This window comes from Pontixanthobacter luteolus (genome assembly GCF_009828095.1).
GTDB lineage: Bacteria > Pseudomonadota > Alphaproteobacteria > Sphingomonadales > Sphingomonadaceae > Pontixanthobacter > Pontixanthobacter luteolus.
In genome coordinates this window covers 661686-675428 of record NZ_WTYP01000002.1, presented here as the reverse complement: position 1 = coordinate 675428, position 13743 = coordinate 661686, and the positions used below count along the sequence as shown (strand labels likewise).

The window sequence follows — 13743 nt, the reverse complement described above, 5'->3', positions numbered from 1 at the left end:
TCATGGCAACACTGGTTCTCGGTGCCCTTGGCACTGTTTTCGGCGGCCCTATCGGCGGGGCCATCGGTGCACTCGCTGGAAGGCAAATCGATGCAAAGATATTGGGCAGCGGCACTCGCGAAGGACCGCGCCTGAAAGAGCTGGATGTCACGACCTCCAGTTATGGCAGCCCTTTGTCGCGCCACTTCGGGACGATGCGCGTTTCCGGTACGATAATCTGGGCCACCGATCTGGTGGAAAGCAAGGAAAAATCGGGCGGCGGGAAAGGCAGGCCAAAGACCACCAGCTACAGTTATTCAAGTTCCTTCGCAGTGGCTCTTTCCAGCCGCCCGATCAAGCGCATCGGCAGAATTTGGGCCGATGGAAACTTGCTCCGCGGAACGGCAGGCGATCTAAAAGCTGGCGGAACGCTTCGCATCTATACTGGTGCTGGAGATCAGCCATCCGATCCGCTCATGGCCGCGGCGGCTGGCGGTAACTGCCCCGCCTATCGTGGCTGCGCATATGTTGTCTTCGAAGACCTGCAATTGGCAGATTTCGGCAACCGCATTCCTGCCCTGACTTTCGAAGTGATCGCCGATGATGATGAAGTATCGAGCGAAGAATTCTTCCGCAGCGAAGAGAATACTCCTGCCGCGCCGATGCGCTTTTCGGGCCTCACGGGTATCAGTCACGAGGGGGGATCCTATGCCGGCATACTGAGCACGCTAGACCTCCTCTACCCCATGCAGACCTCAATCGCCGACGGCAGTTTGATGGTCGAGGCGGAGAGCGAGGCCAACGGGCAGGCGCCTTTGCTGCCTGCCGCGTCAGCCTGGGAGGATGGCGAATTCGGGAAGCGCACCGGTGTCGCACGCGAGAGGGCGAATGCTGAAAGCGCACTCCTCACCGGGCTCAGATATTATGACGTCTCCCGGGATTACCAGCCCGGCATCCAGCGCGCTATCGGCCGTTCCAGACCCGCGCAGGATTCGGTTCTACAATTCCCCGGCGCATTGGAGCCAGCGAATGCCCGCAGCCTTATCAACCAAGCGGCGCAAAGGGCCGAGGATTCGCGTGAAATCATGCAATGGCGGCTCATCGAGCTCGATGAGAGATTTCGTCCGGGGACGACCGTCCGCGTCCCCGGCTCACCCGGTTTGTGGACCATCACCGGATGGGAATGGCGGGAAAAAGGCGTCGAGCTGGAGCTGAAACGTGCCGCGCGCCAGCAACGCCACAGTGTTCCCGCAGACGGCGGTACGGCACCCCAAGCTGCGGACTGGGTTCCATCTGAAACCTATCTCAGAGCGTTCGAACTGCCCGGCCAATTGGTCAGTTCAGGCGACCAACCGAAAATCTATGCCGCGGTCGGCTCATCCGATGCAAGCTGGCGCGGCGCGGCGCTCTACGCAAATGCTGGTGGAATCCTCGACCCTCTTGGTCCTTCGGGCCGCGGCCAGGCAACAATGGCAAAGCTTGTCGAACCCCTTCCTCCTTCACCATCGCTGCGATTCGAAGCCTTGAGCAGGATGGATGTGGAAACGGTTTCAGAGGACCATCTCTTCAGCGACTGCTCGATCGATGCCCTCGCCTCTGGTCGAAACAGATTGATCCTGAACGATGAGATCATTCAATTCACAACCGCAGATCGCCTTTCATCAACACGTTGGCAATTGAGCGGTCTACTCAGAGGGCGCGGGGGCACCGAGCATTTGGCGCAGACTGCGCATGCACCGGGCAGCGCGGTCACGGCGATCGATGCGAATTTGATCGAGCTTGCACTGACGCGGTTTGGAGGAGGCAGTGTTTCGAGCATCGCTGCAATCGGTGCAGGTGATGATGACCCTGTGCTCAGCGAAATCTCGAACTTGGGCCGTGGGTCGTTGCCGCTCACACCGGTTCACCCACGCGTAACGCACCTGCCCAATGGCGATCTCCGATTGCAATGGACCCGCAGGGCGAGGGGAAGCTGGATTTGGAATTCCAGCACCGAAGTTCCTCTCGTCGAAGAAGCCGAGCTTTATCGCGTTGGCATCGGCAGCCCCGAGAACCAGGCAATGTGGGAAGTCGGGGAAACCCATGTGAACATCCCAGCCAGTGTCGCAAGCTCGTTCGCCGGACAGAGTGCCTGGGTACGGCAGGTCGGTCGATTCGGAGAATCGGAAGCGCTTGAGCTGATTCTTCTGCAATAATTCCGACCAGAATTTCCGAAAAACACCTTCAAACGAGGTAAAATATGTCTGACCCCATTCAATTCACCGAAGCTTCGCCACGGTTCGCCCTTCCATTCCTGTTTGCAGCACAATCGCAAAAAGAATTCTTCGTGAACGAGGCTCTGGCCAGAACAGACATCCTCCTACACCCAGCAATCCAAGCAGAGATTCCCGTTCCGCCTGCCAATCCTGCCGATGGCCATTGCTGGCTGGTGGCCGACGGCGGCACCGGCGAATGGACAGGCCGCGACGGACTTATTGCCGGCTATTCGAGCGGGTCCTGGATCTTCGCGATACCGACTACGGGCATGAGGATTTACGACTTGTCGAAGGGCCAATATAGATTGTTCAGGGATGGCTGGATCGGCCCTGACGCTCCCGCTCAGCCAACCGGGGGCACAGCTCCCGACACAGAGCTCAGGGCGGCATTCGCCGACTTAATCGAAGCCCTTACAAACGCAGGAATATTTCCGGTAACATAATTGGAACACTTCCGGTCCAATGACGTTTCACTCCCACAGGGATAGGTAAACCGGTCATATTTCGGCTCTTGAGAGCCAAAGAGAGACATTCTTGCAACAGTTTGCTTCGATTGACCGCTTGCCTCTCCCATGAGGAAAAGTTAGAAAACCACAACTCGGTGGCTCAATTTCGCTAATAAAGGGGAAATACATAATGCGGAAACTCGTCATAGGAATGGCGATGGCCTCTACGGCCCTTGCATCGCCTGCCCTCGCCCGCGACGGACAATGGTACGTCGAGGTCGGAGGTGGTCCGATGATCGTTGAAGACGTCAATCTTGACCTGAACAATGGTACGGACAACATCAAGGTCGATACCGACACTGGTTACGACTTTGGCGGTATCGTCGGTTACGACTTCGGTGGTTTCCGTCTGGAGACTGAAGTAAGCTATCGCGAAGCTGACATTACCAACCTTTCGGTCGGTAGCGCCGGACTTCCGCGTGTTAACGCTCCAAACGTAACACCTGGTGGCACCTATCCTGCCGGTGGCGACATCAACTCCCTCAGCTTCATGCTGAACGGTCTTTTCGACTTCGGTGATGATGACGGCATCCAAGGCTTCGCTGGTGCCGGTATCGGCGTCGCACGCACTGAACTGCAGGCAGCTACGAACCCACTTGCGGCGGACGTCTTTGACGATTCCGACAGCGGGCTCGCATGGCAGCTTCTCGCAGGCGTTCGTGCACCGCTAACAGATAACTGGGACGTTGGTCTGCGTTATCGCATGTTCAACGCAGAGAACGTCGGCATCGTCGATCGTTACGGCCGCAATCTCGAAGGCGACGTTCGTTCGCACTCGATTCTCGGTACGCTGACTTACAACTTCGGTGGTGAACCGGACGCTCCGCCTCCGCCACCACCGCCACCACCGCCACCGCCACCGCCTCCTCCGCCACCGCCGCCGCCGCCACCGGCACCGACGGTTTGCAACAAGGGCCCGTACATCGTATTCTTCGAATGGGATCAGTCGGACATCACGCCTGAAGCTGCGACCATTCTCGACAATGCGGTATCGCAGTACGCAAACTGCGGCATGGCATCGGTGATGCTTGCTGGACACGCGGATACTTCGGGTTCGAAGGTTTACAACGTCGGTCTTTCCGAGCGTCGTAACTCATCGGTCATGGATTATCTCACCGGTCGCGGAATTCCGGCTGGTCGGATCGCTAGCGAAGCATTTGGTGAAACCCAGCTTCGTGTGCCAACGGCTGACGGAGTTCGCGAACTCCAGAACCGCCGTGTTGAAGTTACCTACGGCCCTAACGCCGGTATGTAATTTCGCGGAAGCGAATAAAAATCGGAGAGGGGTCGGAGCAATCCGGCCCCTTTTTCGTTATAGTCTCTGACACACGTTAACGGAGGCTAGAATGCATTTTCTGAAACTGCCCGCTGCACTGACGGCAACGCTTGCTATTACGGGTTGCTCGGGCCCAGCCGATAGCGCATCTGATTCCGATACCCCGGCGAATCAGCCGCAACTGATTGGCACTGGTATCCTGCAGCTTGCTGACGGCGCATCAGCCGGCACCATTGAGCTCCTCAGATCAGGAAACGCCATCACAGCGCAAATCACCGCCAACGGCCTCAGCGAAGGCAAGCACGGTTTCCATCTCCACACGACAGGGGCCTGCGACGCACCAGATTTCAAGTCCGCCGGCGGGCATTTGAATCCGGGCGGTGCCACACACGGAAAGCTTTCAGAAGGCGGCAGCCATCTTGGCGACCTCCCCAATCTGGAAGTCGCAGCAGATGGCACGGCTACCGCAACAATCGCACTTGAAGGTGAGGCGGACCAGATTGTGCCATCGATCTTTGACGCCGATGGCACGGCAACCGTCATCCACGCAGGCCCGGACGACTACAGATCCGATCCTGCGGGGGACGCTGGCGCACGAGTTGCATGTGCCGTCATAAGCGCGTCCTGACCCTAGCCTAAACTAAAGCGGTCAGGCGGCGAAGACTTCGCCTGCATCCTTTGCGCGTTCGATTACCGTCTCCTCAGCTCGCGGAACGAGGCGATAGGCAGCGACCAAGAGGATCATGCCGATAGGTGCGGCAATCAACAGCGAAAGCACGCCGGTCGAAAGACTACCGGTGGCGGTCGAAACCTGGCCCGCCAGATAGGGGCCGAGCGCAAGGCCAACCAGCGTGGTCGCAAGGAAGAATGTTGCCGTAGCCGTGCCGCGCATCCTTGGCAGGACAAGGTCCTGCGATGTCGCTGCAGCGGCACCAAGCGCCGAGCTTGCGAACAGGCTGATAAGGAAGTTCAGGAAGTAGAACAACAACGAGCTAGACGTCGTGAAGGCAACGATCAGCGGGATGACAGGAGCCACGACTCCGAACATGACCACCAGCAATCGTCCAGAGGGATGGCGTTCACGTAGATAATCCGCGACACGGCCACCAGCGATGACGCCGAGGAATCCGCCAACTGCCCCCGGTCCGCCAATCCACCAGCCAACAATACTTGGCGATTCGCCCAGAACACGAATTGCATAAGGCGAAGCCCAGAAGGTCACAGCGTATGACGCAAAAGCGACCATGCCATAGCCAAGAATGGTGCAGAGAAACGCTGGCGATCCCCAAATCAGCGCGAAGGTCGGCGGATCACGGCGGCGAAGAGAGGTGGCCCATGAAAACACCGCGTAATATCCCACGCCAAGCGCGATCCATTGCGGGATGTTGCCGGTGATCAGGATCAGGCCATAGGCGGTCCCTGCGATCACGGCTGCACCGACTATGTTCACCAGAAAGGCCTTTGCGCCATGTCTTGCGGCCTGAATGAACGTAAATGGCGGGATCACGGCGAAAAGCTCGTTCAGGAACCCGCGGAATGGATCTCTAACGGGTTCTGAAATGATCCCATCAGCTTGGCCGCGCACCGGCTCCTTCAGGGTGATTACAAGCATCGCCAGAAGCAAGCCGGGGAAACCAACCGCGAGAAACGCAGCCTGCCAGCCAGCCAGCCCCATCGGTCCGCCGCCGGGATAAATGCTGTTCCAGCGTTCGACGATAAGCCCGCCGATAAACAGCGATATACCGCCGCCGAGGTATAGACCCGAGGAATATATCGCCAACGCAGTCGCGCGCATCCGTTTGGGGAACCAGTCGGAAATTAGCGAATAAGCGGCCGGGCTGGCCGTCGCCTCACCGACACCAACACCGATCCGCGCGAAGCTGAGCGCAGTGAAACTTTTCGCGAAGCCGGACAGCGCAGTCATGGCAGACCATAGCGCCAGACCGATCGTCATAAGGCGGATGCGGTGCCAACTGTCGGCCAGCTTACCCAGCGGAATACCGAACAGAGCGTAAAATACACCGAAAGCGGTGCCGTAGAGGAAGCCGAGATCATCGTCCCCGATCCCGAGATCGGCTTTAATATCCTCCGCCAGGATCGACATTATGTTCCGGTCGACGAAGTTCAGGATGTAGATCACTACGAGAACGCCGAGAGCATACCAGCTGTATGCGGGCACCTTTTGCGCGTCGGTATCCGCCGGAGCTACGCCGGTATCCTGGTTTTCATTATTCATAGATGATCCCGTCCTGAAGGCCTGCTTCGGCAAAGCCCTTTTGCCGCAAACGACAGCTATCGCAAACCCCGCACGCCAATCCGTCATCAGTTGGATCGTAGCATGACCAGCTAAGGCCTGTATCGAGACCCAAACGGCTTGCTTCGCGTGCGATGTCTGCCTTGCTCATGTGTTGCAGCGGTGTGTGGATTTTGAATGGGTGCCCCTCTACCCCCGCCTTCGTTCCCAGCCGCGCCGTTTCGGTGAAACTGGCAATAAATTCAGGGCGACAATCGGGATAGCCCGAATAGTCGAGCGCATTCACTCCAATGAAGATATCACTCGCGCCAACCGCCTCTGCCCAAGCTGATGTGAGCGATAGAAAGACGAGATTGCGGGCTGGCACGTAGGTCACCGGGATATCGTCCCCGACCCCGTCTTTCGGCACATCGATATCGTCGGTCAAAGCAGATCCGCCGAACGCCCGCAGGTCGAGCGGCAAGATCACATGCCTGACGCAGCCTAGCTCTTTTGCGATCGACCGAGCCGATTCGATCTCGATCCTGTGACGCTGGCCATAATCGATGGTAAGAGCATTCAGCGCAAAACCGCTTTCGCGTGCAATCGCACCCGAGACCATGGAGTCGAGCCCGCCCGACAACAGAACCACAGCCTGTCTGCCTGAATTATCTTTCTGAGAAGTCATCCATTCGGGGCTAGTCCGAAATGGATAGTTCGGCAATCCCGCGATTCAATCGCCGGATATTACCTGCAGGCACCCGTGCGTCGTGCTTCTGCGGTGAATTCAAACGGCAGGCTTCCGTCGATGCCCTGCCCCTGAATTTGTACCAGAGACGCTGTTTCGCGCCTGATATTGGTCCGTCCGTACCCGTCACCCTTGCAAGTGTATTGAACCGTCACTTCGTTGGCGGAATCTTCCACTACAAAGCGGCTGCAATTGGGTTTTGCATGGCGGAGCTGGATCAATTCCCTACCGGTTCTGACGCAAATTTTGCGGCTGGCACTGCCATCACGAAAACGGATTTCCCACTGACCCTTGGTAAGACCATCAAGCATGGCGAGGGCTGGCGCCTGTGCAGCGGTAGGTGCGGCGGCCACGCCGAGCGCAAATGCGCCAAGTGCCAGACGCAGCGCGCCAGCGCGCAACACGGGCCCTTTGCCGATCTGATATTTTGCGATCTTCATATTCACCTCTTACCACAAGTGGCCGTTGGACCAAATCGTTCCAAAGTATGGAAAGTTCCTAAACCGAAATCGGAAATACCTTCGAACAGAAGGCGCAATCGACGAGGATCAAGCCATCGTCATTGCGCATTTCTGCCCTCTCGGCTTCCGGAAAGCGGCCCAGCACATCTTGATAATGAGCCACCGTGCAGCGGCAGCCGCGCGTCAGGTGTGATCCTGTTTCGACCCGAATTTCGTCCTCTTCATGGAACAAGCGCCAGACGATGCCTTCCATCGACAGCGAACGATCGAGCAATTCGTCGTGCTTGATGCTGCCAGCCAGAATCGAAACATGCTCCCATTCTGGATGATCGAGGCGGACATGAAGCCGTTCGCGCCCCTCTTCCCCATCGGGAAGGTGCTGGATCAACAGGCCAGATGCGAGTGCGCCTGACTGTTCGCCCTTGATCGCGACCCGTATCAGCGTCGGTATCTGCTCCGATTGCACGAAGTAGGTTTCACAGGCCTGGGCAAGCGAATCGCCCTCCAGCGGGACAATCCCCTGATAGCGACCTTCCTTGCCTGCACCGTCGATCGTGATTGCTAGATAACCCTTGCCGAACAGAGCGAACAGCGACGGGTTCGCCCCGAGGTCGGACAGCCGATCTGCATCGAAATCGACATACCCGCGCAGTTCCCCGCCGCGAAAATCACACACAAGCAGGTTTACAACGCCTTGCTCGGTCTGGGCCTGCATGGTCATCTGCCCGCCTGCATCTTTCTGCAGGCCGCCGATCAGCGCGGTCAACGTTAGCGCCTCTGCCAGCAAATGCGTGATTGCAGGAGGGTATTCATGCGCGGAAAGAACTTCATCCAGAACACCGTCAAGCCGCACGCTCCGCCCGCGGGCATTTTGCCCGGGCAGCGTGAATGACAGCAGCTGGTCGCTGAATGTTTCGATTTGTTTGGTCATTGCGTGAATATGGGTAGCAAGACCAGGAAAGCTAGGAGCGCCGGCGTCAGAGCTTGTTATGTGCCCACAGCAGGACCGATTTCTGGGCGTGGATGCGGTTCTCAGCCTCGTCAAAGACCACCGATTGCGGGCCCTCGAACACGCTTTCGTTCACCTCATCACCGACATGCGCGGGCAAGCAGTGCAAGAAGATGGCACCGGGTTTCGCCTTGGCCATCAGTGCATCGTTGACCTGGTACGGCGCCATCGCGGCGAGCTTCTCAGCTGCATTTTCCTGACCCATGGAAATCCAGGTATCGGTGACAAGCACATCCGCACCTTCGGCAGCAGCACCGGCATGCTGCGTCAGATCCACTCGCGAGCCGGCATTACGCGCCATCTGCACGAATTCCTCCTCGGGCTCGTATCCGGCCGGGGTTGCAACCCGAACATTGAATTTCATCAGGCTGGCCGCTTCGAGGATGGAATGCAGGACATTATTGCCATCACCAAGCCATGCGATCTCAAGACCCGGCAGCGCCTTGCCATGCTCAATTACAGTGAGCAGGTCGGCCACGATCTGGCATGGGTGCGAGCGATCAGTCAGGCCATTGATCACGGGGACTGTGGCGTATCTGGCCATCTCCTCGATCTTGGCGTGATCGTCTGTGCGCAGCATGATCGCATCTGCCATGCGGCTAAGTACCCGCGCAGTGTCGGCGATGCTTTCCCCGCGCCCGAGCTGGCTGGTTCCCGAATCAAGGACAAAGGCACTTCCGCCGAGTTGGCGCATAGCCATGTCGAAACTCACCCGTGTACGGGTCGAGTTCTTCTCGAAGATCATCGCCAGCACATGCCCATCAAGCGGGCGATCTGCATCTGCACGGCCTTTCGGCCAGTCTGCCCTCGCCGCCTTTCGCTCCTGCGCATCAGTAATCATGGCGGCAATGGCATCGCCGCCTGCATCGGAAAGGTCGAGAAAGTGCCGAGGGCTTTGCATGGTCAGTCCTAGCTTGCTTCGGGAATTACATAGTCGGCGGCGCCGGCCGACAGTTTGTCGAAGAATTCGTCAATCTCTTCATCTCCGATCACCAGCGGCGGAAGAAGCCGCAGGGTGTTGTCGCCGGCAGCAACCATCATCAACTGGTGGTTATCGCGCAGGTGAACGAAGAACGGGCGACTCTCCACCTTCATCTTCAACCCGAGCATCAGGCCCTTGCCGCGAACCAGTTCGAACAGATCCGGGTAATTGCCGATGAACTGTTCCAGACGGGTGCGGATGCGTTCGCCTTTGTCGCGCACGGAGGCGAGAAATTCCTCGTTGGCAACAGCTTCCATGACCGCAGTACCAGCAGCCATGGCCAGCGGGTTGCCGCCATAGGTGGAACCATGCGTGCCAAAGGTCATGCCGCGCGCGGCTTTTTCCGTTGCGAGGCAAGCGCCAAGAGGAAAACCGCCACCGATGCCCTTTGCAGTCGCGACGATGTCAGGGACGATCCCGTATTGTTCATAGGCATAGAGCGTGCCGGTACGAGCAACGCCGCACTGCACTTCGTCCAGAACCAGCATCAAATCGTGTTCGTCGGCAAGCGCGCGCAGGCCCTGCATGAATTCGTCGGATGCAGGGCGAATACCGCCTTCGCCCTGAATTGGTTCTACCAGAAAGCCGGCTGTTTTGGGGCCGATCAGCGATTTCGCCATCTCCAGATCATCGAATTCGCAATATTTGAACCCTTCGAGCAGGGGCATGAAGCCCTTGTGCATCTTCTCCTGATTGGAGGCACTGATGGTGGCCATGGTCCGGCCATGGAAGGCATTGGTGAAGGTGATGAGTTCGTATCGATCTTCGTTGCCGATGGACTGGTGATACGCGCGGGCCGTCTTGATCGCCGTTTCAACCGCCTCTGCGCCGGAATTGGTGAAGAACACGGTGTCGGCAAAAGTGTTGTCTACCAGCATTTGCGCCAGCTTCTCACCCTGCGGGCTGCCGTAAAGGTTGCTCACATGCATCAGCGTTCCCGCTTGTTTCTGGATCGCTCCGATCAGGCCGGGGTGCGAATGGCCGAGCAGGTTCACCGCGATGCCGCTGGCGAAATCGAGATAGCGCGTGCCGTCTTCGTCAATCAGGTGGCAGTGGTCACCGCGCACCGGACGGACTCCGCAGCGAGGGTAGACGGGCATGAGCGGGGTGATGGCCATTGCGAAAATTCCTGTTTCCAAAGCGTCAAATGCGAATGGCGACCCCATAGGAGCCGCCATTCAAAATATCTATTCACTTGAAACCAGTTTGGTCAATTGGTTGGCCGAATATTCGGTTGGCAACCAGACCCCGGATCAAGTGCAGCTGTGAACTGTTCGGCTTATTCGGCCGGAACGAGGTTCACCGCTGAATGTTTACCGCGTCGGTCCACTTCAAGGTCGAACTGATAGCGTTCGCCTTCGTTGAGAGCCGAGAGGCCCGAACGCTCGACCGCGCTGATATGCACGAATGCGTCTGGTTGACCATCGTCCCGTACGAGGAAGCCAAAACCCTTCATCGAATTGAAGAATTTGACGGTCCCGGTAGCTTTTTCACCGGTCAGTTCACGCTGCGGGGCTCCGCCGCGATCGCCGCCGCGATCAGCATTGCCGCCGCCGGCACTCTGTTCAACAGGAATGACATCGCCGACAATCTGGATGTCCTGCGCCGACACTTTGCCGCCGCGATCGACCAGATTGAATTCAAGACCCTGACCTTCCGCCAGACCTTCAAGGCCGGCGCGCTCAACAGCACTGATGTGAACGAAAACGTCTTCGCCGCCGCCCTCTTGCTGGATGAAGCCGAAGCCCTTCTGGCCGTTGAAGAATTTTACGACGCCCTTGCCGGTGCCGACAACCTGAGCGGGCATGCGGTTGAAACCGCCGCCACCACCGCCGCCGCCGCCGCCTTGGCCGCCGCGGAATCCTCCGCCGCCACCACCGGGACCACGACCGCCGCCGCCGCCGCCGAAGCGATCACCGCCACCGCCGCCGCCGAACCGGTCATTGCCGCCACCAAAACGGTCGCCGCCGCCATAGCTGTCACCGCCGAAATTGCTGCCGCCACCGAACGGATCGAAGCTCTCTTCACCGAAACCATCGCGCTTATCACGGCCCCGACCACGGCGCCCTTTATCATAACCCATAACTTAAAACGTACCTTCGTATCTCCGCCCGATATTCAATTTGCCGGCAACGCGAGCGGAAGCGCGCCAAACAGTTCAGGAGAAAAGACTCGCAGTCTGCAACCTCCCATCAATCTTTACACATAGCGCAGAATCGTCAGTTGCGCGAATGATTTAACTTTGTGCCCCTGTCTGGCGCATGATTGTGACATTTTCGCATGGCGATATGGTTGCAGCGCGTCCACCCATCAGGCACATGGCGAGCGTAAACAGGAGACGACATGAGTGATTTCCGGCAGTTGAGTGAGCAGGTGATGGCCAGCCCGCAAATCAGCCCATCCGATATCCGGGATGCTGCGGCACTGGGCGTGACGCTGATCGTCAACAATCGGCCCGATGGCGAGGCACCTGACCAGACCCCCGGCTCGGAAATCGAACAAGCCGCGCGGGACGCGGGAATCGAATACGTGGCGATCCCTGTGTCATCGGCCGGCTTCAGCTTGCCCCAAGTCGATGCGATGCGCCAAGCACTGGACCAAACCGAGGGCAACGTGCTTGCCTATTGCCGCTCTGGCACGCGTTCCACCTTCCTGTGGTCGCTCGCGCAAGCGGATGCAGGGGCGGACGTCAGCAAAATCGCCGAATCCGCACGTCAGGCAGGATATGACATCAGCCCGATTGGCCAGACCTTGCAAATGCTGGCCAGCAAATCCGGCGGCTGATTTTCCGCTTACTTGCGATAGTCGAGCGGTGGATCCCGGTCCCCAAGAAGCGATTCGTAGACATAATCCGGCCCGCGTGACGCATCGAATTCTGCCCGCGCCGCTGCCCGCAGTTCAGGATTGAGATAGAGCTCAGCCGCCATCACGGCCATTGCCTTGGCTGCGAATTGCGCGCCCTTTACGCCAATTGAATGGCCGCTGGCGGCGGCGGATTGCCAGCTGTGTGAACTGGTGCCCGGCACCCATGTCGCAGCACGCAGGCTGACAGTCGGAGTTGCCCAGGACACATCACCCACATCGGTCGAGCCGTAGCCCAGCGTGATGTCATAGGGCTGAATCTCGCCCACCTGATCCAGCGGCTTGGCCGAATCGCCAAGGCTGGCGCTGATCTCGCTGGCCCATTCCTTTTCCGCATCGGTGTACGTGAACCCGCCCAGTTCCCTCAGTTTGGTATCGAGCGCTTGTTGAAGCGTCTCGTTCACGAGCTTGGGATTGTTACCGTGAATGATTTCCCAATCCACGGTCGTACCGGTGCCCATCGCCGCGCCTCGGGCGGTGCTTTCCAGCCTTTCCCATAATGCACGAACCTCGTCCGCGTCCGAGTGGCGGACATAATAAAACACTTCCGCAAAATCGGGCACCACGTTTGGCGCGGCGCCGCCTTCGGTAATGACGTAGTGGATGCGGGTATCCATGCTGGTGTGCTCGCGCATCATGTTCACCATCATGTTCATCGCCTCCACCCCATCCAGCGCAGAACGGGCGCGCTCAGGCGCACCGGCGGCATGGGCCGAAACGCCGCGGAAACGGAATTTGGCCGAACGATTGGCAAGCGTGGTGCGCGCTGCGGCCGAGTTTTCGTCATCAGGATGCCAATCGACCGTGAAGTCGACATCGTCGAACAGTCCGGCGCGGACCATGTAAACCTTGCCCGATCCGCCTTCTTCCGCCGGGGTGCCATACAGCCGGACTCGGCCAGGGGTGCCGGTTGCTTCGAGCCATTCCTTGATCGCGATTGCAGCCGTCAGCGAACCGGCACCAAACAGATTGTGCCCGCAAGCATGCGCCGCACCCTTGCCTTCGACAGGTTCGCGCACCGGGGCCGCCGACTGGTTTATGCCCGGCAAGGCATCGAATTCAGCGAGCAGCGCAATCACCGGCCCGCCTTCACCCCATTCCGCGATGAACGCAGTCGGGATGCCTGCGACGCCTTCGCGCAGTGCGAAACCTTCCGAACGCAATTCGCTGCGCAGTAGTCCGCTGGACCTGAGTTCGAGATAGCCCAGTTCTGCCCAGTCCCATATCTGCTGCGCCACACGCTCGGTCCGATCCTGTTGCGCCTCCACTGCGGCGACAGGGCTGGGCGTCTGGGCCGCCACCGGCAGGCTGTAGACTGCAGCGGCACACAGTGTCGCAGTGATTGCTTTGCGGATCGGTGTCATTTCATTCCCCTTTGCCCAGAGCCTAGTGCGTCGATCGGATCAGGCAAGTCTCGACGCAAACTGACATT

At 58.6% G+C, this 13743-nt stretch carries 14 protein-coding genes; 6 read left to right on the top strand and 8 right to left on the bottom strand.

Annotated features, from left to right (window positions below; all coding sequences use genetic code 11):
- Nucleotides 1–2: 2 nt before the first annotated feature.
- From GRI43_RS11755 to GRI43_RS11740, 4 genes are all read left to right on the top strand, one after another.
- Nucleotides 3–2174, top strand: coding sequence for a GTA baseplate fiber-binding domain-containing protein (locus GRI43_RS11755; protein WP_160731286.1), 2172 nt, complete (start codon nt 3–5; stop codon nt 2172–2174).
- A gap of 44 nt (nt 2175–2218) precedes the next feature.
- Nucleotides 2219–2677 (top strand): DUF2793 domain-containing protein, encoded by a 459-nt coding sequence (locus GRI43_RS11750; protein ID WP_160731285.1) that lies wholly within the window; start codon nt 2219–2221, stop codon nt 2675–2677.
- A gap of 193 nt (nt 2678–2870) precedes the next feature.
- A complete protein-coding gene (locus GRI43_RS11745) occupies nt 2871–3995 on the top strand; it encodes an OmpA family protein (RefSeq protein ID WP_160731284.1) in 1125 nt (374 codons plus the stop codon).
- A 91-nt stretch (nt 3996–4086) separates the two neighbouring features.
- Nucleotides 4087–4644, top strand: coding sequence for a superoxide dismutase family protein (locus GRI43_RS11740; protein WP_160731283.1), 558 nt, complete (start codon nt 4087–4089; stop codon nt 4642–4644).
- Between the two features lie 21 nt (nt 4645–4665).
- Here GRI43_RS11740 and GRI43_RS11735 read toward each other — a convergent pair whose 3' ends face one another.
- Genes GRI43_RS11735 through GRI43_RS11710 form a run of 6 tightly spaced genes read right to left on the bottom strand, consistent with a single transcriptional unit; the run spans nt 4666 to nt 10567 of the window.
- Nucleotides 4666–6252 (bottom strand): spinster family MFS transporter, encoded by a 1587-nt coding sequence (locus tag GRI43_RS11735; RefSeq protein ID WP_160731282.1) that lies wholly within the window; start codon nt 6250–6252, stop codon nt 4666–4668.
- Nucleotides 6245–6937, bottom strand: a complete 693-nt coding sequence (gene queC / locus GRI43_RS11730) for a 7-cyano-7-deazaguanine synthase QueC (RefSeq protein WP_160731281.1) — start codon at nt 6935–6937, stop codon at nt 6245–6247. The genes GRI43_RS11735 and queC overlap by 8 nt, the downstream gene beginning before the upstream one ends.
- Before the next feature lie 59 nt (nt 6938–6996).
- Nucleotides 6997–7437 (bottom strand): DUF3617 domain-containing protein, encoded by a 441-nt coding sequence (locus GRI43_RS11725; protein ID WP_235903741.1) that lies wholly within the window; start codon nt 7435–7437, stop codon nt 6997–6999.
- A 58-nt stretch (nt 7438–7495) separates the two neighbouring features.
- Nucleotides 7496–8389, bottom strand: a complete 894-nt coding sequence (gene hslO / locus GRI43_RS11720; RefSeq protein WP_160731280.1) for an Hsp33 family molecular chaperone HslO — start codon at nt 8387–8389, stop codon at nt 7496–7498.
- Between the two features lie 46 nt (nt 8390–8435).
- Nucleotides 8436–9368 (bottom strand): ornithine carbamoyltransferase, encoded by a 933-nt coding sequence (gene argF / locus GRI43_RS11715; RefSeq protein WP_160731279.1) that lies wholly within the window; start codon nt 9366–9368, stop codon nt 8436–8438.
- A gap of 8 nt (nt 9369–9376) precedes the next feature.
- Nucleotides 9377–10567, bottom strand: a complete 1191-nt coding sequence (locus tag GRI43_RS11710) for an aspartate aminotransferase family protein (protein ID WP_160731278.1) — start codon at nt 10565–10567, stop codon at nt 9377–9379.
- On the opposite strand from GRI43_RS11710, the gene GRI43_RS11705 reads away from it, so the two are divergent.
- Nucleotides 10560–10718: a hypothetical protein gene (locus tag GRI43_RS11705; RefSeq protein ID WP_160731277.1), complete on the top strand. Its 159-nt coding sequence runs from the start codon at nt 10560–10562 to the stop codon at nt 10716–10718. The two genes, GRI43_RS11710 and GRI43_RS11705, sit on opposite strands and share 8 nt — an antisense overlap.
- A gap of 10 nt (nt 10719–10728) precedes the next feature.
- Here GRI43_RS11705 and GRI43_RS14045 read toward each other — a convergent pair whose 3' ends face one another.
- Entirely contained in the window at nt 10729–11532 is an 804-nt protein-coding gene (locus tag GRI43_RS14045; RefSeq protein WP_160731276.1) for a cold-shock protein, read from the bottom strand.
- A 260-nt stretch (nt 11533–11792) separates the two neighbouring features.
- Between GRI43_RS14045 and GRI43_RS11695 the strand changes: the two genes are divergently transcribed.
- Nucleotides 11793–12233, top strand: coding sequence for a protein tyrosine phosphatase family protein (locus GRI43_RS11695; protein WP_160731275.1), 441 nt, complete (start codon nt 11793–11795; stop codon nt 12231–12233).
- A gap of 8 nt (nt 12234–12241) precedes the next feature.
- Here GRI43_RS11695 and GRI43_RS11690 read toward each other — a convergent pair whose 3' ends face one another.
- Nucleotides 12242–13675, bottom strand: coding sequence for an amidohydrolase (locus GRI43_RS11690; protein WP_160731274.1), 1434 nt, complete (start codon nt 13673–13675; stop codon nt 12242–12244).
- Between the last annotated feature and the right edge of the window lie 68 nt (nt 13676–13743).